Annotated in this window: 20 protein-coding genes and 3 pseudogenes; 12 read left to right on the top strand and 11 right to left on the bottom strand. The window is 72.3% G+C overall.

Annotated features, from left to right (window positions below; translation table 11 throughout):
• Nucleotides 1-49: 49 nt before the first annotated feature.
• The gene (locus Pflav_RS29450) at nucleotides 50-1,150 is read right to left on the bottom strand and encodes a mannose-1-phosphate guanylyltransferase (RefSeq protein ID WP_173039875.1); all 1,101 of its coding nucleotides are present in this window, start codon (nucleotides 1,148-1,150) and stop codon (nucleotides 50-52) included.
• A 40-nt stretch (nucleotides 1,151-1,190) separates the two neighbouring features.
• On the bottom strand, nucleotides 1,191-2,336 hold the full coding sequence (locus Pflav_RS29455) for a glycosyltransferase family 4 protein (RefSeq protein ID WP_173039877.1): 1,146 nt from the start codon (nucleotides 2,334-2,336) through the stop codon (nucleotides 1,191-1,193).
• 156 nt (nucleotides 2,337-2,492) lie between these two features.
• Here Pflav_RS29455 and Pflav_RS29460 point away from each other — a divergent pair.
• A pseudogene (locus tag Pflav_RS29460) lies at nucleotides 2,493-3,196 on the top strand (TIGR03089 family protein).
• Here the strand turns inward: Pflav_RS29460 and Pflav_RS29465 are convergent.
• Together Pflav_RS29465 and Pflav_RS29470 are read right to left on the bottom strand one after the other, a co-directional pair.
• Complete coding sequence (locus Pflav_RS29465) at nucleotides 3,177-3,533, bottom strand: hypothetical protein (protein ID WP_173039879.1); 357 nt, start codon at nucleotides 3,531-3,533, stop codon at nucleotides 3,177-3,179. The pseudogene Pflav_RS29460 and the gene Pflav_RS29465 sit on opposite strands and share 20 nt — an antisense overlap.
• Nucleotides 3,534-3,598: 65 nt before the next feature.
• Nucleotides 3,599-5,530, bottom strand: a complete 1,932-nt coding sequence (locus tag Pflav_RS29470; protein WP_173039881.1) for an acetoacetate--CoA ligase — start codon at nucleotides 5,528-5,530, stop codon at nucleotides 3,599-3,601.
• 124 nt (nucleotides 5,531-5,654) lie between these two features.
• Here Pflav_RS29470 and Pflav_RS29475 point away from each other — a divergent pair, with 124 nt between their 5' ends.
• The 3 genes from Pflav_RS29475 (at nucleotide 5,655) to Pflav_RS29485 (ending at nucleotide 7,603) form a co-directional block, all read left to right on the top strand.
• On the top strand, nucleotides 5,655-6,299 hold the full coding sequence (locus Pflav_RS29475) for a hypothetical protein (RefSeq protein WP_173039883.1): 645 nt from the start codon (nucleotides 5,655-5,657) through the stop codon (nucleotides 6,297-6,299).
• A 114-nt stretch (nucleotides 6,300-6,413) separates the two neighbouring features.
• Nucleotides 6,414-7,055 carry a hypothetical protein gene (locus tag Pflav_RS29480; protein ID WP_173039885.1) on the top strand — a complete coding sequence of 214 codons (642 nt, stop codon included), beginning with the start codon at nucleotides 6,414-6,416 and terminating at the stop codon, nucleotides 7,053-7,055.
• Between the two features lie 44 nt (nucleotides 7,056-7,099).
• Nucleotides 7,100-7,603, top strand: a complete 504-nt coding sequence (locus Pflav_RS29485) for a hypothetical protein (RefSeq protein WP_173039887.1) — start codon at nucleotides 7,100-7,102, stop codon at nucleotides 7,601-7,603.
• A gap of 411 nt (nucleotides 7,604-8,014) precedes the next feature.
• On the opposite strand, the gene Pflav_RS29490 is transcribed toward Pflav_RS29485, so the two are convergent.
• Nucleotides 8,015-9,181, bottom strand: coding sequence for an acyl-CoA dehydrogenase family protein (locus tag Pflav_RS29490; RefSeq protein ID WP_173039889.1), 1,167 nt, complete (start codon nucleotides 9,179-9,181; stop codon nucleotides 8,015-8,017).
• Nucleotides 9,182-9,412: 231 nt separating this feature from the next.
• On the opposite strand from Pflav_RS29490, the gene Pflav_RS29495 reads away from it, so the two are divergent.
• The 5 genes from Pflav_RS29495 (at nucleotide 9,413) to Pflav_RS49065 (ending at nucleotide 16,051) form a co-directional block, all read left to right on the top strand.
• On the top strand, nucleotides 9,413-10,840 hold the full coding sequence (locus tag Pflav_RS29495) for a UDP-glucose dehydrogenase family protein (protein ID WP_173039891.1): 1,428 nt from the start codon (nucleotides 9,413-9,415) through the stop codon (nucleotides 10,838-10,840).
• 84 nt (nucleotides 10,841-10,924) lie between these two features.
• The gene (locus Pflav_RS49050; protein ID WP_415624339.1) at nucleotides 10,925-11,734 is read left to right on the top strand and encodes a toprim domain-containing protein; all 810 of its coding nucleotides are present in this window, start codon (nucleotides 10,925-10,927) and stop codon (nucleotides 11,732-11,734) included.
• 210 nt (nucleotides 11,735-11,944) lie between these two features.
• Nucleotides 11,945-13,648, top strand: coding sequence for a hypothetical protein (locus tag Pflav_RS49055; protein ID WP_415624340.1), 1,704 nt, complete (start codon nucleotides 11,945-11,947; stop codon nucleotides 13,646-13,648).
• A 526-nt stretch (nucleotides 13,649-14,174) separates the two neighbouring features.
• Nucleotides 14,175-15,194, top strand: a complete 1,020-nt coding sequence (locus Pflav_RS49060) for a hypothetical protein (protein WP_415624341.1) — start codon at nucleotides 14,175-14,177, stop codon at nucleotides 15,192-15,194.
• A complete protein-coding gene (locus Pflav_RS49065; RefSeq protein ID WP_415624342.1) occupies nucleotides 15,092-16,051 on the top strand; it encodes an SCO7613 C-terminal domain-containing membrane protein in 960 nt (319 codons plus the stop codon). Before Pflav_RS49060 ends, Pflav_RS49065 begins: the two co-directional genes overlap by 103 nt.
• Nucleotides 16,052-16,083: 32 nt before the next feature.
• Here the strand turns inward: Pflav_RS49065 and purE are convergent, their stop codons facing one another.
• The 3 genes and pseudogenes from purE to Pflav_RS29515 form a co-directional block, all read right to left on the bottom strand.
• Entirely contained in the window at nucleotides 16,084-16,572 is a 489-nt protein-coding gene (gene purE / locus Pflav_RS29505; RefSeq protein WP_173039893.1) for a 5-(carboxyamino)imidazole ribonucleotide mutase, read from the bottom strand.
• Nucleotides 16,569-17,702, bottom strand: coding sequence for a 5-(carboxyamino)imidazole ribonucleotide synthase (locus tag Pflav_RS29510; protein ID WP_173039895.1), 1,134 nt, complete (start codon nucleotides 17,700-17,702; stop codon nucleotides 16,569-16,571). Before Pflav_RS29510 ends, purE begins: the two co-directional genes overlap by 4 nt.
• A gap of 76 nt (nucleotides 17,703-17,778) precedes the next feature.
• A pseudogene (locus tag Pflav_RS29515) lies at nucleotides 17,779-19,769 on the bottom strand (thioredoxin domain-containing protein).
• Nucleotides 19,770-19,920: 151 nt separating this feature from the next.
• Here Pflav_RS29515 and Pflav_RS29520 point away from each other — a divergent pair.
• Nucleotides 19,921-20,124: a hypothetical protein gene (locus tag Pflav_RS29520; RefSeq protein WP_173039897.1), complete on the top strand. Its 204-nt coding sequence runs from the start codon at nucleotides 19,921-19,923 to the stop codon at nucleotides 20,122-20,124.
• The gene (locus Pflav_RS29525; RefSeq protein ID WP_173039899.1) at nucleotides 20,121-20,909 is read left to right on the top strand and encodes a lysylphosphatidylglycerol synthase transmembrane domain-containing protein; all 789 of its coding nucleotides are present in this window, start codon (nucleotides 20,121-20,123) and stop codon (nucleotides 20,907-20,909) included. Before Pflav_RS29520 ends, Pflav_RS29525 begins: the two co-directional genes overlap by 4 nt.
• Nucleotides 20,910-21,318: 409 nt before the next feature.
• Here the strand turns inward: Pflav_RS29525 and Pflav_RS29530 are convergent.
• The 3 genes and pseudogenes from Pflav_RS29530 to mca all read right to left on the bottom strand — a co-directional run bounded on the left by Pflav_RS29530 (nucleotide 21,319) and on the right by mca (nucleotide 25,214).
• Nucleotides 21,319-23,657, bottom strand: a pseudogene (locus tag Pflav_RS29530) (putative bifunctional diguanylate cyclase/phosphodiesterase).
• 413 nt (nucleotides 23,658-24,070) lie between these two features.
• Nucleotides 24,071-24,316, bottom strand: coding sequence for a hypothetical protein (locus Pflav_RS29535; RefSeq protein WP_173039901.1), 246 nt, complete (start codon nucleotides 24,314-24,316; stop codon nucleotides 24,071-24,073).
• On the bottom strand, nucleotides 24,282-25,214 hold the full coding sequence (gene mca / locus Pflav_RS29540) for a mycothiol conjugate amidase Mca (protein ID WP_173039903.1): 933 nt from the start codon (nucleotides 25,212-25,214) through the stop codon (nucleotides 24,282-24,284). The genes Pflav_RS29535 and mca overlap by 35 nt, the downstream gene beginning before the upstream one ends.
• A 121-nt stretch (nucleotides 25,215-25,335) precedes the next feature.
• On the opposite strand from mca, the gene Pflav_RS29545 reads away from it, so the two are divergent.
• Nucleotides 25,336-25,767, top strand: a complete 432-nt coding sequence (locus Pflav_RS29545; RefSeq protein WP_173042707.1) for a DUF4307 domain-containing protein — start codon at nucleotides 25,336-25,338, stop codon at nucleotides 25,765-25,767.
• The last annotated feature ends 92 nt before the right edge of the window (nucleotides 25,768-25,859 follow it).

Below are 25,859 nucleotides of genomic sequence, written 5' to 3' on the forward strand. Positions count from 1 at the left end.
TCGTCCGCCGTCGTGCTGACGGCCGTAGCCTCGCGATTTCCGCTCATGATCAAACGTAGCCGTCGTCGCCACGCTGCTTAAGGTCGTCGACCAGCTTCTTTACCTCCTGGGCGCGATCGCGGGGGCAGATGAGCACCGCGTCCAGGGTGTCCACGACGATCAGGTCGCGCACGCCGAGCGCGGCGACGAGCCGACCGGAGCGCGGCACGACCACGACGCCGCTCGAGTCGCGCAGCAGCACGCCCGGCTTGTCGTCGGTCGGGTCGGCGCCCACCACGACGTTGCCGGCCGGGTCTGCGGGGAGCACGTCACCGAGCGTGTGGAAGTCGCCGATGTCGTTCCACCCGAAGTCGCCCGGGACGCTGCCGACCAGCCCGGCCGCTGCCGCGCCCTCCATCACCGCGTAGTCGACGGAGATCTTCGGCAGGGTCGGCCAGACCTCGGCGAGCACCTCCTCGCGGGCTGGCGAGTCCCACGCCTCCGCGATCCGCTCCAGCCCGGCGTGCATCTCCGGCTGCTGGCGGGCCAGCTCGGCGAGGAACACCGAGACCCGCCAGACGAACATGCTGGCGTTCCAGAAGTAGCGGCCGGACTCCACATAGGAGACCGCCACGTCGTACGCCGGCTTCTCCTTGAACTCCTCGACGATGCGGATCTCGCCGTCGCCGGCGCCAGCGCCGCACTGGAGGTAGCCGTATCCGGTCTCCGGGCGGGTGGGCTTGATGCCGACGGTCATCAGCAGGCCGCGCTCGGCACCTTCCATCGCGCGGCGGACGGTCGCCGCGTACCCCTCCGGATCGGCGATCAGGTGGTCGGCCGCGAACGAGCCCATCACCGCCTCCGGGTCGCGTCGCGCGATCACCGCGGCGGCCAGGGCGATCGCCGCGCAGGAGTCCCGCGGCGAGGGCTCGACCAGGATGTTTTCCTCGGGCACCCCAGTGAGCTGCCGGGCGACGGCGGCCGCGTGGGACAGGCCGGTCACCACCAACGTCCGCTCCGGCGTGGTCAGCGGTGCCAGCCGCTGGACCGTCGCCTGGAGGAGCGAGGCGTCGGTGCCGGTGAGCGGGTGCAGAAATTTAGGATGACCGGCTCGGGACAGCGGCCACAACCGTGTGCCGCTGCCGCCCGCCGGAATGACGGCGAAAAACATCAGCCCATCATGCCCGCCGCCGATCGCACATGACGGCCGATCAGGCCGCGGCGCGGCTCCATGCCGCCACGTGCACCTCCGCGCTCGACTCCCACGTGAACTCCTTGGCCCGGTCGAAACCGGCCTTGGCCAGCGCCAACCGCCGCGCCTCGTCGTCGAGCAGCGCGCCGAGGTCGGCCCCGATCTGGGCCGGGTCCTCGCTCGTATAGGCCACCGCGTCACCGCCCACCTCGGGCAGCGAGAGGCGCGGCGTGGTCAGCACGGGCGCCGCGCAGGCCATGGCCTCCAGGATCGGGAGGCCGAAGCCCTCACCGTAGGACGGGTAGGCCGCGACCAGCGCCCCACCCAGGAAGCCGGGCAGGTCCGCGTAGCGCAGGTAGCCGGGGCGGAGCAGGCGAAGGTGGGCCGGCACCTCGGCGACCGCGCGGTCGATCTCGTCGTCGTGCCCCTGACCACCGGCGATCACCAGCGCGGGCGGGTCGCTGCGGTCGCGCACCGCCTGGGCCCAGCCGCGGATCAGGTTAGGCACGTTCTTCCGGGGCTCCTTGGCACCGAGGAACGCCACGTAGCCACTGCTGCCGAGGCCGAGCCGGGCCCGCACCCGGGCCTTTTCCTCGTCGGTCGGCGGGTGGAACGCGGCGTGGTCGACACCGTGGTAGGCCACGTCGATGCGGGTGGGATCGGCGTCGAGCAGCCGGATCAGCTCGTCGCGGGTGGCCTTGCTCGGCACGATCACTCGCTCGGCACGGCGGAGCGCGGTCTTGATCGCGCTCCGGAAGAACGTGCGGCGGGACTTGTCGTAGTGCTCCGGCTCGGTGAAGAACGTCGCGTCGTGGACGGTCACCGTCACCGGGCAGCCGGCCCGCAACGGGCAGGTGTAGAACGGCGAGTGCAGCACCTCGGCGCCGACCTGCTGGGCCAGCAGCGGCAGCCCGGTCTGCTCCCAGGCCAGGCGGGCCGGACGGTGGGCCACGGCAGCGGGCGCGGCGATCACCTCTGCGGCGGGCAGCATCCGGCCGTAGCGCTCCACATCGGTGCGGAGGGCCACGACGGCGAGCTCCACGCCGGAGCCGATGACCTTGCCGAGGGCGCCGAGCAGCCCGTCGACGTATCTGCCGACGCCGCCCCGGTCGGCGGGAACACTCGTGGCGTCGACGAGCACACGGGGCGGATTGCCGGGGGTCACTTGGGGTCTCCTCGTTGCGACTCTCGCCCGGGTGGCCCGGGCACTGTGGTTGTGTCCAACAACACTTACGTAAAGCCTACGCCGCGCGGATCGGCAGTCGTTGTCTGCGACGCGACGGTAAGACTTTTCCCAAGATGAGTGAGTCAGGAGTGAGTACTGTCCGGCATTGTGATCGAACGCTTTGCCACCGCTGCCGCGCAGGATCCGGCCCAGCCGCTGCTGACCTGGTACGACGACGGGACCGGCGACCGCACCGAGCTGTCCGGCGCCACGCTCGACAACTGGGTCTCGAAGACCGCGAACCTGCTGGTAGACGGCCTGGGGCTGGGCCACGGCGACCGGGCCGCGCTGCTCCTGCCGCCGCACTGGCAGACCGCGGCCGTACTGCTTGGGAGTTGGGCGGCCGGCGTCGAGATCGTCACACCGGGTTCTCAGATCACGAATAAGAAGATTTCCGCCGATGTCATCTTCGCGTCGGCTGACCAGGTGGCCGACGCGGAGGATTGGGACGCTGGCGAGCGGTTCGTCCTGGGCCTCGCCCCGATGGCCTTGCCGATGCGGACAGTTCCGTCCGGTTTTGCGGACTACGTTGCCGAAGTGCGAACTTTCGGGGACAACTTCGCCCCGTACCCGAATCAGACCGACGACGGCCTGGTGCGGCGCGCGGCCGCACGTGCCGCGGACCTCGGCCTGAACGCCGGCGACCGCGTCCTCGTCGACGCCGCGAAGCACCCCGACCCGCTCGACTGGCTGCTGGCCCCGCTCGCCGGGGCGCGACGCTGGTGCTCTGCGGGGTGCTCGACCCCGCCAAGCTCGACAGCCGGGCGGCCGCCGAGAAGGTCACAACTCGGCTGGTATGACCTCGCGGAGCGCTTCCTCACGGGTCCAGACGTAGAAGCCGGCCCGGTCACCCAGCCACGGCCGGGACCGGGCCTCACGCTCGGTGAGCACCTTTTCGTCCACGTCGAGGAGCACGTAGCGGGAGCCGTCCGGGTTGCCGTCGCGCCAGCCCGGGCCGTAGAGGGAGTCGACGAGGCGGTCGCGCCGCCCTGGGGCTAGCGATCCGTCGACAACCCACTCGCTCGGCACCCGGTACCAGCAGGTGCGGGTGACCTTGGCCATAGGGCTGAACGCATGGTTGCCGTCGACCCACACACCCAGCGTGTCGGTGACCGTCAGCCGCAGGTACTGACTCATGGTCGTCCGCTCGCTCATGGCAAATGAGACGCGGCAGGATAACCACATCGTTGTCGGCCGAGCAGTCAGTGCTTTCGGACGAAACGTCGGAACTCCTCCAGCGAGTCAGGGTTGACCAGCGCACCGGTCGCCACAGCCTGCTGGATGGGTGTACCGGTGAGGATCCGCTTCACCGGTACCTCCAGCTTCTTCGCGCTGAGCGTCCTGGGCACCGCCCGCACCTGGTGGATCTCGTCGGGGACGTGCCGGGGCGACAGGGCGGTACGCAGCTCGCGGGCGATCCTGGCGCGCAGCTCGTCGTCCAGCTCGCGGTCGCCGGCCAGCACCACGAAGAGCAGCAGCTCGCCCTGGTCGTCGCCGTCGATATGGACGACCACCGAGTCGACCACCTCGTCCATGCCCTCGACCACGGAGTAGAACTCGGCGGTACCGAGCCGTACACCACCTCGGTTGAGCGTGGCGTCGGAGCGGCCGGTGATCACGCAGGTGCCCCGCTCGCTGATCGTGATCCAGTCGCCGTGCCGCCACACGCCGGGGAACACGTCGAAGTACGCCTCGCGGTAGCGGCTGCCGTCCACATCGCCCCAGAAGCCCACCGGCATGCTCGGCATCGGCGCGGTGATCACCAGCTCGCCGAGCTCGCCCGCGAGCGAGTTGCCGGCGGGGTCGAAGGCCTCGACCCGGGCGCCGAGGCAGCGGCAGGAGAGTTCGCCCTCGTACACCGGGACGAGCGGGACGCCGCCGACGAAGCCGGTGCACACGTCGGTACCGCCGGAGAGGGACTGGAGCTGGACGGTCGGACTCACCGACTCGTACACCCAGGCGAAGCCCTCGGGCGGCAGCGGTGCGCCGGTGGAGCCGACGCCGCGCAGCCGTGGACCCGCTTGTGGGGTTATCCCGGCCTTGCGGCAGGCAAGGATGAACGGCGCGCTGGTCCCGAAGTAGGTGACGCCCACTTCCTCAGCCATCCGCCAAAGCGCGCCGAGGTCCGGGTGCCCCGGATTCCCGTCGAACATGACGATGGCGGCGCCCACGGCCGGGCCGGAGGCGAGGAAGTTCCACATCATCCAGCCGGTCGTGGTGAACCAGAAGAAGCGGTCGCCCGGCCCGAGGTCGTGGTGCAGCGCGAGCATCTTGAGGTGCTCGACGAGGATGCCACCGTGGCCGTGCACGATCGGCTTGGGCAGCCCGGTCGTACCGGAGGAGTACAGCACGTAGAGCGGGTGGTCGAACGGGACCGGCTCGAAGGACAGCTCTTCGTCGGTCTCCTTCGCCAGCTCGTCCCAGTCACCGCCAGCGTGCAGGTACGGCAGCGTGACCGTGTGCCGCAGCGACGGCAGCGCCTCCTGGATCGCGGCCACCTCGGCGCGCCTGTCGATCGGCTTGTCCCCGTACCGGTAGCCGTCGACGGCGACGAGTACCGAGGGCTCGATCTGCTGCCACCGGTCGACCACGCTGCGGGTACCGAACTCGGGCGCGCAGGAGGAGAACGTCGCGCCGAGGCTGGCGGCGGCCAGCATCAGCACGTACGTCTCGGGGATGTTCGGGGCATACGCGGCGACGCGGTCGCCCCGCCCCACGCCCAGCCGGCGCAGCCCGGCCCGCACCCGCCGCACCTGCTCACGCAGCTCGGCCTTGGTGATGGTCACCGGTGCGCGGGTCTGCGAGTACGCCAGCACGACCGGGTCGTCCGGGGCCAGGCCCGGCATCCGCAGCACGTGCTCGGCGTAGTTGAGCGTCGCACCGGGGAACCACTGGGCGCCGGGCATCACCGGCTGCTCCAGCACGGCGGTCGGCTTGTCGTACGCGATCACGTCGAAGTAGTCCCAGATGGACCGCCAGAAGCCGGGCAGGTCGTCAACCGACCACTGCCACAGGTCGGCGTAACCGGCGAACTCCAACCCCCGCTGCTCGCGCAGCCAGCGCAGGTAGTCCCCGATCCGGGACCGGTCCCGCACATCAGCCGGCGGCGTCCACAACACTGTCCCGTCGCTCATGGCCGTCCTCGTTTCGCTACGGGCGGGCGCGCGGCTCCATAGGAACTGCGCGTGATGATCCGCTCGCTGATGCAGTCATCTTGCCCGGATGCGACCCGAGCGGCGAAACCGGTACGGTGCGCGCATGCGACATCTATGGAGTTTGCTCGCCGGCGTGGTCGCCGCGCCGCTCGCCTGGCTGCTCGTCTCCATGGGCCAGTCCGGCTCGTCCAGCACCGTGGCCGGCTGGGCGGAGGCCCGGCGGTACGACACGGTGGACCTCATCGAGCCGGCCGTCTACCTCGCGGTCGTGGGCATCATGCTCGGGGTGATCGGCACGCTGCGCTTCTCGCCGCTCGGCCCGCTCGTCGCTGGGCTGCTGCTGATCGCGCCCTACGCCGGGCTCTTCGCAGACCCCTTGGCGGTACGGGACGCGGTGCCGGACAACTGGAGCGTCTTCGACCGCGACATTCCGCTGCTGGTACCGCTCGACAACGGCACGCTCCCGCTGCTCGGCGCGCTGCTCGTGATCGCCACGTTCAGTGTCCAGCGGTGGCGGCGGTGGCCGGTCGCGAGTGGGTACGCACCGGAGCCGCTCGTGACGAAGGACGACCCGGACACGCTCCCCGACCTGATCACGGCACCGGGGTCACTGTCCTCTTTCAACGGTTTTGGCACGCAGCCGCTGCTGCCGGACCCGGACGAGACGCCGACCGTACCCAGCCGGCCCGCCGGCACCAGACCGTGGTCGGCGCCGCCCGCCGGCGTGGCCAAGCGGACCGACAAGTAACCGCCGGCTCAGCGACGGCACGCGGCGCTAGCTGCACTTCCAGACGCTTTAGCAGTTCAGGTGCTTGCCCGCGCGGGGTACGGTGCCCCTGCGGATGGATGATGGGGAGGGCACATGCGCCACGCGGGTTCGCTCCTGCTGTCGCTGTTTCTGGCACCGCTGATCTGGATCGCCACCGGCTACGGCCTCAACGAGGTAAACCGGGCCCGGGTCCAGCTGTCGGACGGGTTCCAGGTCGAGATCGTGCTCGGCCTGCTCGCACTGCTCGTGGCCGGCGGGATGTACGCGCTGCTCACCATGGCGCGCCTGTCGCCGATCGGGCCGGCTCTCATCGGGCTGGTCTTCTTCGTGCTGGCGGCCTGGGCCGCGTTCGACCCGAGGTCGTACTTCGACACGATGCCGACCGACCTGCGCGACGGTGACCTGGCGCTGACCTACCCATCACTGGGGTACTCCGCGATGCTCGCCGTGCCGCTGCTCGCCACGCTGCTGAGCCCGCGCCGCTGGCGCCGGCACCCCCATCCGGCCGCCGCCATGCCGGCCGGCGTGCCGCCGTACCCGATGCCCGCCGCCGGTATGCCCCGGGCGCGGTCCCGCCGGGAGGTGCGTACCCCCTGCATTATGGCCAGCCCGCGACGCAGGGGTACCCGACACCGCCACCACTGCCCGGCGCGCCTTACCTGGGCGCGCCCGTGCCCGGTGCGCCGCAGCCGGCCCGCTTCGGCGCCCCCGCGCCGACCGCGCCGATCCCGGTGACCCCGCCGACGCCTATGTCCGCCCCACCCATGTCTGCCCCACCCATGTCTGCCCCACCGATGTCCGCCGCGCCGATGGCCGCGCCGGTACCGCCTACGAGCGCGCCGCCCGCGCCGGTGTCCATGCCGCCCGTTGATGCGCCGACGACCCGGATCCCGTCGCCAGTGGCGGAGCACGAGACGACGACCCGGCTCAGCCAGCCACCTGCGCCGCCGCTCGACGGCCCGACCACGCGGATCCCGACGTCGCCGACGACCGCCGTGCCCTCGGTGACTCCGCCCAGGCCGCCGGTCGAGGAGCAGACCACCCGGATCCAGAGCTCGCCGACGACCGCGCCACGGGCAGTGAGCTCGCCCGACGACCAGACCACGACCCTGATCGGCGCCGGCGACACCGAGGCGACCCAGATGCTGAAGGGCCCGCCGCCGAAGGACGCCTACCCTCGGCCGGCCTGGTCCGCGCCCACCCCACCGCCGATCACCCCGCCCGGCGCCCGCCGGCCCGACGACGACCTCGACGACCCGGAAGCCACCCAACCCGCCCGCTGACCGAGCAACCGTCGCGACGATCGCGGGCCGCCCCGGCGACAAAGGATTAGATCGTGGTACTTAGGTGCCCCAGAGGGCCACCAAGTACCACGATCTGCTTTGGCCAGAAGAAGGAGGTGGGATCGTGAGCGGCACACAGGGGTACAGCCGGGAGGAGTTCCTGGTCGAATTTTTTCCCGACCAGGATGACCGCGCGGAGGTCGAGGCTGGCGCGGAACGCCTTGTTGCTGTCAGCCGCGCGGATCGCCCCACCGAGATGCGCGGGCCGGCGCCGGTCCGCGCCCCGGCCGGTGGCCGGGGCCGGATTGTGAGGCGCGGAGGGTGAGGCCGCGGGAGCAGCGGTCCGGACCACGACGGGCGTCGCGGTAGCTCAGATCTGTGTCTTGAATTGGATGTGCCAGATCCGGAAGGTCAGCGGAAGGCCTTCAGGAGCTGGCGGGCCATCACGATGCGCTGGACCTGGTTGGTGCCCTCGTAGATCTGGGTGATCTTCGCGTCGCGCATCATGCGTTCGACCGGGAAGTCGCGGGTGTAGCCGTAGCCGCCGAGGAGCTGGACCGCGTCCGTGGTGATCTCCATCGCGGCGTCCGAGGCGTAGCACTTGGCGGCGGCGCCGAAGAACGTGAGGTCGGCGTCGCCGCGTTCGGAGCGGGCCGCCGCGGCGTACGTGAGCTGGCGGGCCGCCTCCAGCTTCATCGCCATGTCGGCGAGCATGAACTGGACGCCCTGGAAGTCGGCGACAGCCTTGCCGAACTGGGTGCGCTCGGTCACGTACTTGGCGGAGAAGTCGAGCGCCCCCTGCGCGATGCCGAGCGCCTGGGCGGCGATCGTGACGCGGGTGTGGTCGAGCGTGCGCATGGCGGTGGCGAAGCCGGTACCGGGCTCGCCGATGATGCGGTCTGCCGGGATGCGTACGCCGTCGAGGTAGACCTCGCGGGTGGGCGAGCCCTTGATGCCGAGCTTCTTCTCCGGCGCGCCGAAGCTGACCCCCGCGTCGGATTTCTCCACCACGAAGGCCGAGATGCCCTTGGCGCCCACGCCCGGCTCGGTGACCGCGAAGACCGTGTAGTAGCGGGACACGCCCGCGTTGGTGATCCAGCGCTTGACGCCGTCGAGCACCCAGTGGTCGCCGTCGCGGACCGCGCGCGTGGTCATCGAGGCGGCGTCGCTGCCGGCCTCCGGCTCGGAGAGGCAGTACGAGAACATCGCCTCGCCGCTCGCCACCGGTGGCAGGTACTTGCGCTTGAGCTCTTCGGAGCCGGACAGCAGCAGCGGCATCGTGCCGAGCTTGTTGACCGCCGGGATGAGCGAGGAGGAGGCGCAGGCGCGAGCGACCTCCTCGATCACGATCGCGGTGGCGAGGGCATCCGCGCCGGCGCCGCCGTACTCCTCGGGGATGTGCGGGGCGTGGAAGTCGGAGGAGCGGAGCGCCTCGTACGAGGCCTTGGGAAACTCGCTGGTCTCGTCGGCCTCGGCCGCGTTCGGCGCCACCTTCGCGTCACAAACTGCGCGAACCGCCTCGCGCACGGCCTCGTGCTCCTCGGGAAGCCGGTACGCTTCGAATGAATCTGTCGGCATTGCGCCTCCCCTTGGCGATCTTCCTGCGTGAATGTGAGGATACCGACCAGCGTTCAGGTGCCCTTCACGACCGCGTAGGCTCACGCACTATCGTCGGCACCACGTTCGGCAGACTGAAGACCGAGCGTTTGCCTCATAGACCCAAATAGTCCGATAATCGGTGCCGCCCATGGCGCCCCACCCGAAGCGCGCGACGCGAAGCGCCGCCCAGTGCGAGCGGAGAACACAGGCGTGACGATCCCGTACTCGAGCACCCAGCCAGTCCCTGCGATCGGCGCGGTCACCCCGCCATCCGGCGCGGCCCGGCCACGGTTGGCGTTCCTCGGCACCGGCTACCTCGGTGCGACCTACGCGATCTGCTTTGCCGAACTCGGCTACGAGGTGCTCGGCTTCGATGTCGACGAGGCCAAGATCGCCAAGCTGGCGGGTGGCGCGGTGCCGTTCCACGAGCCCGGCCTCGACGAGCTGCTGCGCCGCAACCTCGCGGCCGGCCGGCTCCGCTTCACCACGGAGTACAAGGAGACGGCCGACTTCGCGGACGTCCACTTCATCTGCGTCGGCACCCCGCAGCGGGCCGACGGGATGGGCGCCGACCTGTCGTACGTCGAGTCGGCCGTCACCGGTCTCGCCCAGCACCTGACCCGCAAGGCACTGATCGTCGGCAAGTCGACGGTGCCGGTGGGTACCGCCGAGTGGATCGAGCAGCTGGTGGGCAAGCACGCGCCGGCCGACCTCGGCATCGAGGTGGCGTGGAGCCCCGAGTTCCTCCAGGAGGGCTTCGCGGTCGAGGACGTGCTGCGGCCCAACCGGATCGTCATCGGCGTGAAGAGCGACTGGGCCAACGCGATGCTGTACGCGTCGCACAAGGGTGTGTTCGACCTCGCCGCGACCGAGGACCGCGAGGTGCCGCTGGTGGTGACCGACTTCGCCACGGCGGAGCTGGTCAAGGTCGCCGCCAACGCGTTCCTGGCCACCAAGATCTCGTTCATCAACGCGATGGCCGAGGTGTGCGAGGTGGCCGGCGGCGACGTCACCATGCTGGCCCGCTCGATCGGGTACGACCCGCGCATCGGCAACCGCTTCCTCCAGGCCGGTGTCGGTTTTGGCGGTGGCTGCCTGCCCAAGGACATCCGCGCGTTCCAGGCGCGGGCCCAGGAGCTGGGCGCCGGCGAGGCGCTGCGCTTCCTGCACGAGGTCGACCTGATCAACCTGCGCCGCCGCACCCGCGTCCTCCAGCTCGCCGCCGAGCTGCTCGGCCGCCGCTCCGGCCCGGCCGGCCCGGACCTCTCCGGCACCCGGGTCGCCGTGCTCGGCGCCACCTTCAAGCCCAACTCGGACGACGTGCGTGACGCCCCGTCGCTCGCGGTCGCCGCGCTGCTGGCCAAGGCCGGCGCCGACGTCCACGTGTACGACCCGGAGGGTATGGAGAACGCTCGCGCGGCTCAGCCCGACCTGACGTACGAGCCGTCGATGAACGACGCCGTCCGTGGCGCCGACCTCGTGTGCGTGCTGACCGAGTGGGCCGACTTCCGCAACGCCGACCCGGTCGCCCTCGGTGAGCTGGCCGCCGGTCGCCGCGTGATCGACGGCCGCAACTGCCTTGATTCGGCACTGTGGACGCACGCGGGCTGGGAGTACCGGGGCATGGGCCGCCCGTAGGGCGAGCCCGTAGACTTCGGGCGCCGACCTTAGGCATGCTTTCGGGGAGTCCACATTGTCGGGCTCCCCGGGAGAGAGGGTGCCGTGGCGACGTTCAAGTGTTCCTCATGTGGCCGGCAGATCGAGCCGGTGCCACAGTGCCCGTACTGCGGTGCCCAGCAGGGCCAGTGGGCTGAGGAGCTGGCCCGGATCGAGCGGTCGATCGCGGAGATCAAGGCCGACGACATCCGGATCGCCAAAGAGGCGAAGACAAACGCCCAGAAGCTCCAGGCGGCCCAGTTCCAGCGCGACATCCTCTCGCATGCGAACGCCCAGTCGCAGGACAAGGTGCGGCAGACCGCCCGGACGCGACGCCGCAGCTTCATCCGCCGCCCCGCGGGAGCCCCGGCGGGTGCACCCCCCGGTCCGAGCAGCCCGCCGCCACCACCCGAGTCGCAGCCGCAGCCGCAGCCGCCGCGGCAGCGGGTGCCCCGGCAGGAGGGTGCCCGCCCAGCCGCCGCACCACCACCGCCGCCACCGCCTCCTCGCCAGCCGCCGCCAGCGCCCGCTGCCGCCGAGCCCGAGCACCAGCCCGAGGCGTCCACCCGCGAGGTACAGAACATCTACCTCGGCCTGGGCGGCCTCCTGCTGGGCATCGCGGCGGTCGTGTTCGCCGCGGTGGCGTTCACCTCGTTCGACGACGTCAGCCGCGCGGCGATCCTCATTGGAGCGACCGCGGTCATGCTGGTCGCACCCCCCATCGTGGCCCGCCGGGGCCTGATCTCCACAGCGGAGACGATCGCCGCGGTCGGGCTCGGGCTGGTGCCCTGGACGGGTACGCACTGTGGACGGTCGATCAGATCCGCGGCGACATGGTACCCGGGGCGATCGTGGCGGGCATTGTCTTCGCGCTGACCGCGCTGGTGGCCGGCTGGTATTCGGTGCTGACCGGGCTGAGCGTCCCCGGTACGCCACGGTGCTGGCACTCCAGCCGATCGTGCCGCTGCTCGCGTACGAGTGGATCAGTGGGCCGGCGGGCTGGGCGCTGGTGCTGACCGTGGTGGCCGGGCAGGATCTGCTGCTCGCGCGGCTGTTCGACCAGCGGGGCCGGCTGGCCGCCCCGCCATGGCTGAGCCAGCCCCGGACCGCGCCTTCGGTGGCCCGAAGGAGCAGGCGCCACCGAAGGAGATCGAGGACGAAGACGGCGAGCCGGCGGAAGCACCGCTGGTGGAGGCCGCCGAGCGCCCGGAGAGCGCGCCGGAGGAGTCCGACGCCGTGGTCACCGACGCGGCGGACGCGATACGCAGGCCCATGCTCGACTCCACGGCCATGTGGCTGCGCCAGCTGACCTGGGCGCTGAGCGCGCTCGCCGTGATCATCGCGCTGCTCTTCGCCGCGGTCGCGACGCTCCGGGCCACCACCCCGCCGGTCGCGCTGGGCGCCGGCCTCACGCTTGTGCTCGCGGCGGCCGTCGGGGTCGTCGGCGCCATGGGACTGGGCCGGCGGGTCGTCGTCGACGTGGCCGCCGGGGCGCTCACGCTCGCGGTGATCGGTGCCGCGGCGCAGCTCGTGGCGGTCGCTGTCCCGGGACGGGCGCTGCTGCTCATCGCCGCGGTGATCGCGCTCGCCGGCCTCGGCGTGCGCGCGGTCCCCGAGCCGTTCCACCGAGGGCCGCAGCTCGCCTCGGCCGCCGCCCTGATCGTCATGGGCGTCGTGGTCGCCGGCACCGCGCTGCGCGCCGCCATCGCCCCGGTCCAAGCGGCGATGCCCGTGTGGGATGCCGACCTCGACGTGTACCACAGTCGTCTCGTCCAGGCCGCTGGCGAGGCGGGCTGGCAGCTAGCCGCGACCGCCCTGCTGCTCACGATCGCGGCCGTGCTCTCGCTGCCGCCGGAGGCGCGGCGGGAGTCGGCGGTCGCCGGCGTCGCCCTGACCGCGCTGGCCGCGCCGGCGTCGTTGGCGCTGCCCTGGTCGGCCGCGCCGTGGCTGCCCGTGCTGGCCGCGATCGGGATCGGCGTCACCGGCCTGTACGCGAAGACCGAGCGCGCCGCCCAGGCGCACGTGGCCGGCGCCGCGCTGGTCGGCCTGGTCGGCGCCGGTGCGTCGCTCGCGCGGCCGGCATCGACCGCGGCGGTACTCGCCGTCCTGACCGTGGCTGGCGTCCTGATCGCCATCGCCGGCTCGTGGCTGCCCGAGCAGGCCGCCGCGCTGCGCGACGAGCCGGCGCCGGCTCAGCTGCTGCGGGCCGGTCCGGACGCCGAGATGGTGGGCGACTGGGCGGCCGGTGGCGCGGCGTTCGCGATGCCGGGAGCGGCGGCGGCCGCTGTGGCAGCCGCCGCACCGGTACGCGCCGACGCCGCGGTGCCGATCCTCGCGGCCGCGTTCGTGGCGGTGTGCGCGACCCTCGGGTACGCGGCGCTGGCACAGGTCGCCTGGCGGCGTATCGCCTTCCCGCTGTCGCTGGGCACGGGGCTGGGCGCGCTGGCGGTGACGGCGGCCGCGTTCGGGCCCCGGGCGCCGAGGTTGCCGACGCCTGGGTGGGTGCGCTGCTGCTGGTCGGCGCGGTGCTGCTCTTCCTCGCCCCGTCGATCGACGCGGGACGCCGGCCCGACCGGCTGCTCGACGGACCCGACTTCGCGGCCGCGGCGGCGATCGCGGGGATCATCGGCACCTGCGCGCGGATCGCCAGCATCCTCTTCCCCGGTGCCGTGCTGGCGGTCGCCGCGCTGCTCGTACTCTTCGTCGCCGTCGGCGTGCGCGCGATGCCACCGGACTGGCGCCGCGGCCCGATCCTCGGCGTCGCGGCCAGCGGGGCCGTGGTCGCGGTGATCGCCGGGTACACCGCGCTCAGCGGCGGCCTGCGCGTGCTCGCCGCGCCGGGCGCGCTCTGGGAGGCCGACCTCAGTGCGTGGCCGACCAGCGCGGGCGGGGTGGGCTGGCAGGCTCCGATCGCACTCGCACTGCTGGCCGGGGCGGCTGCGATCGTGCTGCCGCGCCCGTGGGCGTACGACGTCGCCGCTGTCTGCGTGGGGCTCGCCACCATCGGCGCGCCGGTCGCGCTCGGCCTGCCGTGGTGGTCGCCACTGCTGGTCGGCGGCGCGGTCGCCGCGATCTACGGCGTCGGGGCGGTGATCGCCGACGATCCCCGCGCCGGGCTGGCCCGGGCCGCCGTGGCCGCCGGTGTCGCGCTGCATGCGGCGGGCGCCAGCCTGGTACGGCCTTGGACGACCGCCGCGGCACTGATCATGATCGTGCTGGTCGGTGCGCTCGTCGCGACGCTCGCGCGGATGCTGCCCGCGCTCGACGACGCCGAGCTCGAAGAACTACCGGGCAGCGCCCCACCCCCGAGGTCGAGATGCCGCTCCACCTCGGCCAGATCGGCGGCGCGGCGGCCGGCGGCGCCCTGCTCGCGCTGCCGGGTGCGCTCGCCTCGACGGCGGCGTCACTGGGCCAGGGCGCGCCCACCGTGCTCGCCTGGGCGCTCGCCGGCTCGGCCGCCGGCCTCGGGGTGATCGCGCTGGTACGCCGCAAGGTTGCCCGCTACCTCCCGTACGCGACTGTGGGCATCGCCGGCGGCGCCACGATCACGGCCGTCGCGACAATCCCCACCAACCTGCCGATCGGGGTGTACGCGGCGGCCGCGGCGCTCCTCGGCGTGGTCGCCGAGCTGCTGCGTGGCGCGACGCCTCCCCCGCAGTACGTCGGCCAGCCCACCCAGCGCTGGTCGGTCATGCTCGGCGGGGTCTGGCGGCGGATGCCCTCTGTCGTGGCGCCGCGCGGCCGGTGGCCGGTCAGCCCCGAGATGGGCGCGGCGCTCGTGGCCGCGCTCCCCACGCTCATCGCCCTCTCGACGATCACCCCGGCGCTGGTGGCCGCGCTCGTCGACCCGCACCAGACGGTCAACCACATCTGGCAGGGCCCGCCGGACGACCTCGTCAACCCGGACCGCTCGGTCGACCCCACCGACGTCCTCGGCACGCTGCTGCTGACCATCGCGGCGGCGCTGGCCGCGGTCGGCTTCGGCGGGCGCCTGTCCGCGCCGGACGAGAGTCGCGCCGCGCTCCCGCAGCGGAATGGTTTCGCCCAGGCGATCCCGGTCATCCTGCCCGGCGCGGCGATCACCCTGCTGATCACCCCGATCGCGCTGAGTGCCGCGTGGCCGGCCTCCACGATGGCCGCCCTCGCGGTCTTCACGCTCGCGATGCTCGGCCTGGCTCTCACGCCGCCCCCGCCCCCGCCGAACGCGCCCGCCCGCTGCGGATCACCCGCATCATGGTCTTCGCGCTGGGCCTGGCGGCGGGCGGCGCCGGGTTGGCGGGCAGCCTCGCCACCCGCTCGCTCACGCTTTTCACGCTCGGCGGTGCGGTCGCCGTAGGCGCCACCGCGGCGATCTTCGGGCAGAGCCAGCGGGCCCGCATCCTCGGCTGGCTCTTCGCGGCGGCGTCCGCGATGGGCCTGGTGCTCACTATCACGCTCGTCGTCGGGCTGCCGGCGGCCTGGTCCGCGTACGGCGTGCTCGGCGTCGGCGCGGCCCTGCTCCTGGTCGCCGCCGTCATCCCCCGCCTGCGCCGCCCGGAGGCCTACCGCGAGGCGGCCACGGTGGAGTGGAGCGGGTACGGCGCCGCGCTTGTCGCCCTCGCCCTGGCGTTCGACGCACCGGCCCACGTGGCCGGTCTGCTGGCTGCCTGGGGCGCGGTACTCGGCGTCGCCGCCGCCCGGCCCGGCCGCCGCGCGCTGGAGCGCCGCACGCTCTTCTGGGCGAGCATCACCTGCGAGATCGTGGCCTGGTGGCTCTTCATGGCGCTGAATGACGTGTCCGTGCCCGAGGCGTACACGCTGCCGTTCGCCGCGCTCGCCCTGCTCGTCGGCCTGGTCGAGCTGCGCCAGCGCCCCGACCTGAGCAGTTGGAGCGCGTACGGACCGGCGCTGATCGCCGCCTTCGTGCCCACGCTTGTCGTCGCCGTCCGCGGTGAAGCCAGCGCCACGCGCGAGGTGCTGCTGCTGCTTGGCGCGGTCGCCACGGTCATCTACGGCGCCCGTACCCGCCAGCAGGCTCCGCTGGTCATCGGCACGGCCGTGACGGTCATCGCGGCCCTGCACGCCCTGACCCTGGTCGGCCTGTCGTGGCTGATCCTGATCCCGGTCGGCGCGCTGCTGCTCTACTTCGGCGCCACGAACGAGAGCCGCCGCCGCACCCAGGAGCGGTGGCGCGCGGTCACCCGGATGCGCTGACCCGGCAGCGGCAACAGAGCGAACGTACGGCGCTAGAGGGAGGCGCGGAGGTTGGCGTCCTTCTGCGCCACCACCTCGACGAGCGCCTCCTGGAACGCGACCACCCGCTCCTGGAGCGCGTCGTCCGACGCGGCCAGGATGCGGACCGCCAGCAGGCCGGCGTTGCGGGCGCCGCCAATGGAGACCGTGGCGACCGGGATGCCAGCGGGCATCTGCACGATCGACAGCAGCGAGTCCATGCCGTCAAGGTGCTTGAGCGGTACCGGCACCCCGATCACCGGGAGCGGGGTGACCGAGGCCACCATGCCGGGCAGGTGGGCGGCACCGCCGGCGCCGGCGATGATCACCCGGAGACCGCGGGAGGCGGCGGACTGGGCGTACTCGATCATGCCGACCGGGGTGCGGTGGGCGCTCACCACGCGTACCTCGTACGGGACCTCGAACTCGGCGAGCGCGTCGGCTGCCGCCTTCATCGTCGGCCAGTCGGAGTCGCTGCCCATGATCACGCCAACGGTGGTCATCGCCCCTCCTGGAGCCAGCGGGCGGCACGGGCGGCACGGGCCCGTACCGCCTCCATGTCGTCGCCGAGCACGGTGACGTGCCCGACCTTGCGGCCCGGGCGCAGCTGCTTGCCGTACAGGTGGACCTTGGCGCCCGGGTCGGCCGCGAAGAGGTGGTGCAGTCGCTCGTCGAGGGCGATGCCACCGGGCGGGCCGCCGAGCACGTTCGCCATCGCGACGGCGGGTGCGGTCAGCGCGGTCTCGCCCATCGGGTAGTCCAGGACCGCGCGCAGGTGCTGCTCGAACTGTGACGTACGGGCACCTTCGATAGTCCAGTGACCCGAGTTGTGGGGGCGCATCGCGAGCTCGTTGACGACCAGGCCACCGTCCACCTCGAACAGCTCGACCGCGAGCATGCCCACGACGTCCAGCGCCGTGGCGATGTCGATGGCCAGCTGCTGGGCGGCCACCGCGAGGGTGGAAGGGAGGTCGGGGGCGGGCGCTAGCACCTCGACGCAGATGCCCTCCCGCTGCACTGTCTCGACCACGGGATAGGCCGCGACCTGCCCGAACGGCGAGCGGGCCACCTGTACCGCCAGCTCGCGGCGCAGCGCCACCCGCTCCTCGGCGATCAGCTCGACGCCGGACGGCAGCGGGTCACCCTGGGCGAGCATCCACACGCCGCGGCCGTCGTACCCGCCGCGCACCGCCTTGGCCACCACCGGCCAGCCGACCTCGTCGCCGAACGCGCGAAGGTCCTCGGCTGAGGAGATTGGGCGCCAGCGGGGCACCGGTGCGCCGAGGGCGGAGAGCCGCTGGCGCATGGCGCGCTTGTCCTGGGCGAACACGAGCGCGTCCGGCCCCGGGTAAACGGACACTCCGGACGAGACAAGCTCGCGTACCGCCTCGGTGGGCACGTGCTCGTGGTCGAACGTGACGACGTCGCACCCCTTGGCGAAGGTGCGCAGCGCGGCGAGGTCGCTGTGGTCGCCGTACTGCACGTCGGCCGCGACAAGCGCGGCGCCGTCGTCGGGGGAGGCGGCGAGCACGCGCAGCGACTGGCCGAGGGCGATCGCGGCCTGATGGGTCATCCGGGCCAGCTGCCCACCGCCCACCATGCCGACAACGGGAAGACCGGTTCGGGTATCCATTTCGCGGGCCAGCCTAGCTCTACCTTCGGCCCTCGCGTACGCCTCCTCGGGCAGCGCCCTACCCAGCGCGGCCAGCTCACCCGCCGAGCTGGGCCACGAGCTCGGCGGGATCGGTGACCGGGCGGTCGCAGACGAAGCCGCGACACACGTACGCGGTGGGCTGTCCGTCGATCATCGGCCGGTCCGCGAGCAGGGGCACGCCGGGCCGGTCGGGCATACCGGCGACGACGACCGCGCCGGGCGGGGCGTGCGTGTGGGCGGCCATCCGCAGCGGGTCGGCGGTCGGCTCGTCGGTGACGATCGCGATCTCGTACGGGCCGGAGAGCAGCGCCTCGCCGGTCGCCGCCGCGTACCCGGTGAAGCGCGGGTGCTTGTCGACGATCGGTGCCACCGTGGCGAGCGCCGCCTCGGCCGCCTCCCGATAGCGGGTCTCCCCGCTCAGCGCCGTGTACGCGGTCAGCGCCGCCACCATCGCCGACAGGCCGGAGGGCGTGGCGTTGTCGGTGGGGTCGGCCGGGCGGGCCACCAGGCGCTCGGCGTCGTCCGCGGTGTCGTAGAAGCCGCCGCCCGGCGCGGCGAAGTGGGCCAGGGCCGCGTCGAGCAGCTGCCCGGCCAGCTCCAGCCACCGCCCTCGCCGGTCAGCTGGTGCAGTGCGCAGAAGCCCTCGGCCACCGCGCCGTAGTCCTCCAGAACACCGGCCGGCTCACCCACCACACCGGCCCGTGACACCCGGCGCAGCCGCCCGCCGACGATGTGCCGCTCGGCGAGCACCTCGCCAATCTGCCGAGCCGCCCGACCGGTCACCTCATCGTCGGTGACCATCGCGTGCTCGGCGAGCGCCGTGACGGCCAGCCCATTCCAAGCGGCCACCACCTTGTCGTCGCGTGCCGGCTGCGGACGCCGGTCGCGCGCCTCGCGCAGCATCGCCCGCACCCCGCTCCAGCGCTCCGCCACCGCCGGGTCGGCGCCGTCGATATCGCGGGCCAGCCGCAGCACGCTCGTGCCGTGCTCGAACGTGCCCGCCTTGGTAACCGTGAACAGGTCCGCTGCCAAGGCGCCGTCCTCGTCGCCGAGGACTTCGCGCAGCTGGGCCGGGGTCCAGGCGTAGGTGGCGCCCTCCACGCCGTCGGTGTCCGCGTCGAGAGCGGAGGCGAGGCCACCCTCTGGTGTGCCGAGCCCGTCGAGGAGGAACGCCGCCGTCTCGGCTGCCACCCGGCCGGCAAGCGCGTCGCCGCTCAGCCGCCACAGGTGGGTGTACACCCGCAGGAGCAGCGCGTTGTCGTAGAGCATCTTCTCGAAGTGCGGCACGGTCCAGGTGGCGTCCACCGAGTAGCGGGCGAAGCCGCCGGCCAGCTGGTCGTAGATGCCGCCGCGGGCCATCGCCTCGGCGGTGTGCTGCACGATCTCCAGGCTCGCGGCCGAACCGGTGCGCTGGTAGTGGCGAAGCAGGAAGAGCAGGTTCATGTGCGGGGGAAACTTGGGTGCGCCGCCGAACCCGCCGTACACCTCGTCCTGCTCCTTGGCGAGCTGGAGCGCGGCGGCGTCCAGGATCTCGGCGGTGAGCGGTCTGGTGGGGCCGCCGACCGCCTGGGCGCCACCGATCGCCTGGACCACCGCGGCGCCCTGTTGCAGCACGGCCTCGCGCTGGTCGCGCCAGGCGGTCGTGACGCTCTCCAGCAGCCGGATGAAGTTGGGGCGCGGGAAGTACGTACCGCAGAAGAAGGGCTGCCCGTCCGGCGTGGCGAAGACCGTCATCGGCCACCCGCCTTGCCCGGTCATCGCCTGCGTGGCGGTCATGTAGACGGCGTCGACATCGGGCCGCTCTTCGCGATCCACTTTGATGGAGACGAAGTTGGCGTTCATGAGCCGCCCGACGCCCTCGTTTTCAAACGACTCGTGCGCCATGACGTGGCACCAGTGGCAGGCCGCGTATCCGACGGAGATCAGCACCGGCACGTCCCGCCGCCGCGCCTCCTCGAACGCCTCCTCGCTCCACGGCCACCAGTCGACCGGGTTGTCCGCGTGCTGAAGCAGGTACGGCGAGGTCGCACTCCCGAGCCGATTCACCCTTCCAGCCTCTCACGGGTCTCCGGCCCTCACACGCGTACTGCCGCGGTGGTTACGGCGAACGAGTCTGGCCTGGTAGTGCCGCGTTTGAGTCGTTGATTGGTTGATTAGCGGCCAACTGGCCATAACCGACTGCTGCCAGCCTGTGGCAATGCGCACGGTCTGGACGAGGCTACGCCCCGTCGTCACCAACCCCTGGCTCGGCTTCGCGGTGCTGGCGGCCAGCGTGGTGGTGGCAGTGTGGAGCCTCGCGAGCGTGCCCCAGGCCTCGCCGCTGCCGGTACTGCTGGGCCTGCTCCCCTGGACGATCGGCAAGTACCTGCTGTGCCCCTGCGGTGGCACTCGCTGTCGATGAGCGGCCGGAGCCGGTGGTGGCACATCCGGGTGTACGCGGAGAGCGAGCTGCTCGGCCTCGTCTCCCCGGTACACGCCGCCGCCGACCTGTGGCGCGTACACCGCCTGCACCAGGTCGGCCTCGGTCGCACCGTCGCGGTCGCCGAGGTCGCGCTCGACCGGGTGATCGGCATGGCCGGCATCGCGCTGGCCGTGGTGCTCGCCGGCGTCACCCTGCCGTGGGAGATGCTCGCCGCCTTCGGCGCCGTGGCGGCAGTCGCGGGCATTGCCGCGCTGGTGGTGCACCGCCGCCGCCCCGACCTGCTGGCCCGCCGCCCACTGCCCGGCCCGGGGGTGCTGGGCTTCGGGCTGACGATCTCCGTCCTGTACCAGGTGGGCGTCGCCGGCCTGATCCTCGGCTCGGTGATCGGTGTAGGCAGCAGCGTGAGCCTGCTGGGCCTGGTGACCGTCTTCGCCGCCAGCCAGCTGGCCAGCATCATCCCCCGCTTCGGCGGCGCCGACCCGCACAACGCCGCCCTCGCTGTCGGCCTCGCCTCCCTGGGCGTGCCGTGGACCGCGGCCGTGGGCGCGATTTCGCTGGTAGCGGTGGTCCCCTGGATCCCCGCCCTGCTCTTCGGCGGCAGCAGCTTCGCAGCCCGCCGGGTGGCCGCCCTGGCCGCGTCGCACCCACACCCGCTGAGGACAGCCCGCGAACACCTGGCGACCCGCCGCCTCATCCCCCGCCGCTGGGCCCCACCCGCTCTGGCCGCAGACCTCGAGCCCGAGCCCGCCCCGCTCCAGCCCTGAGGCTCCATTTCAAACCAAAACATTGAGCTACCGCGACGTCCGCGGTGGTCCAGACCGCTGCTCCCGCGGCCTCACCCTCCGCGGTTCACAACCCACCCCGCCTACGGCCGGCCGGCAGGCCGCGTCGGTGGGCCTCCAAAGTTGGGCGCACCAATGCGCCCGACCGCGCCCTAACCGCGGGCCATGCCGGCCAAGCGGTGCGGACGCCCAAGGTCGGTCAGGACGGGCGCATCGGTGCGGCCAGCTCCAGAGCCCCCACAAGCCGACGCGGGCCAACCGCGGCCTGGCCGGATGCGCGCAGGCAGGTGTGAGGGTTGTGAAGCGCGGAGGGTGAGGCCGCGGGAGCAGCGGTCCGGACCACGACGGAGATCGCGGTAGCTCGAAATCTCCGTCTTGGGGTGGGGTCGGATCAGGAGGCGCCGTCGGCTCGGAGCGGGAAGACCTGGGCTTGTGCGGAGTCGAGCAGCGAGCGGAGCACGGCCACGATCTTGTCGGCGGGCATCGGCTTGAAGAAGTGGTAGCCCTGGGCGGCGCTACAGCCCAGGGCGGCCAGCGCGGCTCGCTGGTCGGCCGTCTCCACGCCCTCGGCGACCACGCGGAGCCCAAGCCGGTGTCCCAGGTCGACCGTGGCGTTGACGATGGCGGCTGCCGTCGGGGCGTCGGCCATCGTGCGGACGAACGAGCGGTCGATCTTGACCTCGTGGACCGGGATGCGGGTCAGGAACGTGAACGACGAGTAGCCCGTGCCGAAGTCGTCGACGGAAAGCTGCACGCCGAGGTCGCGGAGGGCACTGAGCACCTCGTCGATGACCTCCAGCTCGCTGAGCACCACCGTCTCGGTGATCTCCAGGACCAGGCGGCGGGCGGCACGCGGTGGCGGCGCAGCAGCTCGGCGACGTCGGAGGGCAAGTGGGGATCAAGCAAACTGCGAGGTGAAAGGTTGACCGAGATCGGCACCTCAAGGCCCTCGCCGGCCCACTCGGCGGCGACGGTGAGCGCCTTGTCCACCACGTACCGCGTGAAGGGTGCCAGCAGATCGCTGCCCTCCACCACGCGCACGAAATCGACCGGGCTCAGCGAACCGCGCCGTGGGTGGCGCCAGCGGATCAGCGCCTCCACGCCGGTGGGCGCGCCGGTGTCGAGGTCGACCGCCGGCTGGAGGGCGAGCACAAGCTGGTCGTCGACGGTGAGCGCCTCGCGCACCTCCGCGAGCAGAGCCAGCCGGTCGGTGCTCGCCTCGTCCTTGGCGCTGTCGTACCAGGCGACGCTGCCGCCGCCCTCCTTGGCCTGGTACATCGCGTTTTCCGCGCGGCGCACCAGCTCGGCCACGTCAGCGGAGCCCGCGGGCGCGACGACCACACCGACCGACGCCTCGACCGACATGACCACGCCGGCCACCTCGATCGGCGCGGCCATCTGCTCGCTGACCGCCCGGGCGCGGCGCAGCGCCTGCGGCATCGGCGAGGAGCGGTCGCCGTCGGGCGCCTCAAGGTCGGTCACCAGCAGCGCGAACTCGTCGCCGTCGAACCGCGCGAGCAGCTCGCCGGGCGCGGCCAAGGCCCTCAGCCGATCCGCGATGCCGCGCAGCAGCTCGTCACCGGCGGCGTGGCCGAGGGTGTCGTTGACCTCCTTGAACCGGTCGAGGTCGAGCAGCAGCAGCGCCACCGGCACGTCGCGCACGACCTGACGCAGCGCGGCGTCGCCGTTGAGCAGGAACGCCGAGCGGTTGGCCAGCTTGGTCAGCGGGTCGTGCACCGCCTCGAACTTGGAGCGCGCGGTCAGCGCCTCGAGCGCCTGGTGGGTGGCGGCGTCGTGCAGCGCGGTCGCGAGCGCGTCCGCATACGCTGACAGGGCCATCTGCTCCCGCTGCCCCGGCTCCAGCGCGCGGGGGAACCGCACGCGCAGCATCCCCACGGGCGCGCCGGCGACCGTCAGGCGCACGAGGCCCGGCTCCTCTGGCAGCGTCTCCGGGAGCGACTCGGGCAGGTCCGCCTCGGCCAGCGTGCCGGACGCGTCGCCGCTGTACCGCCGGCGGGAGCCGTCGGGCTGGACCACGTGGACCTCGACCGCCTCGGCGCCGAAGATGCTGAGCGCGCCGTTGACGCCCGCGGTGGCGACCGCCCGCTCGTCGAGCCGGCTCAGCTCGCGCGTCGCGGCGGCGAACGTGGACCACAGCCGCCGCTCCGCCTCGGCCCGGAGGCGGTGACCATACGTCTGCTGGAGCAGCCACAGCGCGGGCGGGAGCAGCAGGAGCCAGCGCAGGTCGCGCTCGATCATGCTGACCACCACGAAGCCGACCAGTACGTTGCCGACGAACATCAGGAACTTCGCCCGGACCGCGCGCAGGAACAGCCCGCCCGCCGGACGGGCCTGCCGCACGGACAGCGTCATCGCCGCGAGCCACCCGGTGACCAGCAGGTATCCCAGAGAGCCGAGCGCCAGAGCGCCGGCCAGGGTCGGTGTGAGCCGCGCGTCGAGCGGGTCGGCGATCGCCCGGGTGGCGATGGCGCCGGCAGCCACGGCCAGCGTCAGCGAGCCGGCGACGTGGAGGAGCTCCAGCGGCGAGCGCCGGTCGCTGAAGTACGTGAGCAGCACCCAGGCCACGAACGTGCCGACGAATGTCGCGGCCGGCAGCCACTCGGCGGGCGCGAGGTAGAGCCCGACGATGAACGCGGCCTCGCCCCACGTGACGCTGACCGCGCCGGCACCCACCCGGAAGCGGAGGCGCGCCAGCTGGCCGAGCGCCATCACGCCGACGGCCACGCCCGCTCGGGCGAGCGGCGAAAGCTCACCAACGCCCGGCACATCGACAGGGATGAGCAGGCCCGCGATGGCGACTGGGAGCGCGATGGCGAGGACGACGATGTGGAGCGCGCGGATCCGCTTCGGCGCCGCCGCGGTCACACGCGAGGCTGTCACGGGTAGCCCTCGCTGATCGCCGGCCGAAATGTCCGCTTGCACCCCAAACAGGGGAAACCGTGGCGATTGTGCATCGGCGCCCCTTCAGCCCGCGGTCCGGGGACAAAGGCCCCCGGCGAGGCTAAGCCAAACCGGTTTGCGGCAACAGGGGTCGCCGGGTCGGTTTCGCCATCAAGTGGCAACACGCGCCGTTGAAGGCTGCCGATCCGGCTCGAGGGAGCGCCCTACCCCCATGAACACGCTCAGGCGCGGTCCGAGCGATCTGTCGGATCTTGGACACTTTCGGCGGGATCGGCTGACGGAGCGTCCGCCTCCTGCCCCTGGAAGCGGCCCGGGAGGCGGCGCAGCCGAGAATTCATGTTGCGAATCAGCAGCACCGTCGCGATCGCCAGCAGCACGATGATGAAGAGCCCCATCGGCCCGGCCAGGCCGCCGGAGCGGGTGTCGCCGAAATTATTCTGCGCGAGCACCTCGACAGCCGTCAGCATCACCCCACCGTACGCCTGTCCGATCACCCTGCGGCGCGCACCCCGCGAAGAGGTCGGTCTCCGGCAGGGACGACTCCACATGCGACGTGACCAGCTCGTAGTCCTCCGTCGGCCACACCCGCTGCTGGATCTCCAGCGTCGCCCGGAACCACGGTCCGTCAGGGTCGACCTGAGTGGCGTGCGCACGCAGCGCGTCGTCGCGGAGCGGGAAGAAGTCGGCGCACTCGACCCGCGTGCTGATCCGGTGCCCCTTGTCGGCGCCCTCGTCGGCCCAGCGGTCGAGCATCTCCTGGTACGGCGACTCGAGCCCGGCCAGGACCATGCCCTCGTGCAGCGCCTGGAACTTCGCCCGGGTGAACGAGTGGTGGTAGTAGAGCTTCGGCGGCTGCCACGGCTCGCCCATCTCGGGGAACTGCTCGGGGTCGCCGGCCCCTTCGAACGCCACCACGCTGATCTTGTGACACATGATGTGGTCGGGGTGCGGGTAGCCGCCCTCCTCGTCATACGTCAGCACGACGTGCGGGCGGAACTCGCGCATGAGCCGCACGAGCGGGCCGGCCGCGGCCTGCGGGTCCTCCAGCCCGAAGCAGCCGTCGGGCAGCGGGGGCAGCGGGTCGCCCTCGGGCAGGCCGGAGTCGACGAAGCCGAGCCACGCCTGGTCGACGCCGAGGATCGCGCGGGCCGCCGCCATCTCGCCGCGACGGATCTCCGCGATGTTTTCCCAGACGTCGGGGCGGTCCATCTTCGGGTTGAGCACGCTGCCGCGCTCGCCGCCGGTGCATGTCACGACCAGCACCTGCACGCCCTCGGACGCGTACTTGGCCATCGTTGCGGCGCCCTTGCTGGACTCGTCGTCCGGATGGGCGTGCACCGCCATCAGGCGCAGCTGCTCTGCCACTTGGAACTCCCCCGGTACCTGCCGGAACCCCGTCGAGCGCCGGCTGCGAAGATGGTCTTTGGACATGGACTCCGCCATTCTGGCCGATGCCTCCGACAACAAGCGCAGGAGACCGCACCCGGTGACCGAGACGCACGCCACAACGAGCACCGGCGCCCCGGTGTTCCCGCCCGGGCGGTATGGCCGCCGGCGGGAGCCAGGTCGCCGCCGCCCGAAGCTGGTCGCGCTGCTGCTCGCCCTGGTGATCGCCGCGGGCGTCGGGCTCGCCGTGCGCCTCTACCAGCAGTACGGGGATCCGACGTACGACGGCCAGGTCCTGGAGTACTCCGGCATCACCGACTCGCAGGTCGTGATCGAGTTTCGGGTGAATGTGCCGGACGGCGGCGCGGCGATGTGCGTGGTCCGGGCCCGCTCCCGGGACGGTGCCGAGGTCGGTAAGGCCGAGGTGCGCGTCGATGCCCCGCCCGGCGAGACCCGGCCGGTCACCAGGTACGTGCTCGCTACCACCGGCCGCCCGATAAATGGGGAAGTGGTCCGCTGCCGGGCGGCGTAACAACAGAAGGCCCACAGCAACAGAACACGTCACGAAGGCGCGCGGTTGAAAATCCGCGAAAAAATAGCCAATTCTGAAGGTGTCGTGCACTG

Source organism: Phytohabitans flavus, assembly GCF_011764545.1.
GTDB lineage: Bacteria > Actinomycetota > Actinomycetes > Mycobacteriales > Micromonosporaceae > Phytohabitans > Phytohabitans flavus.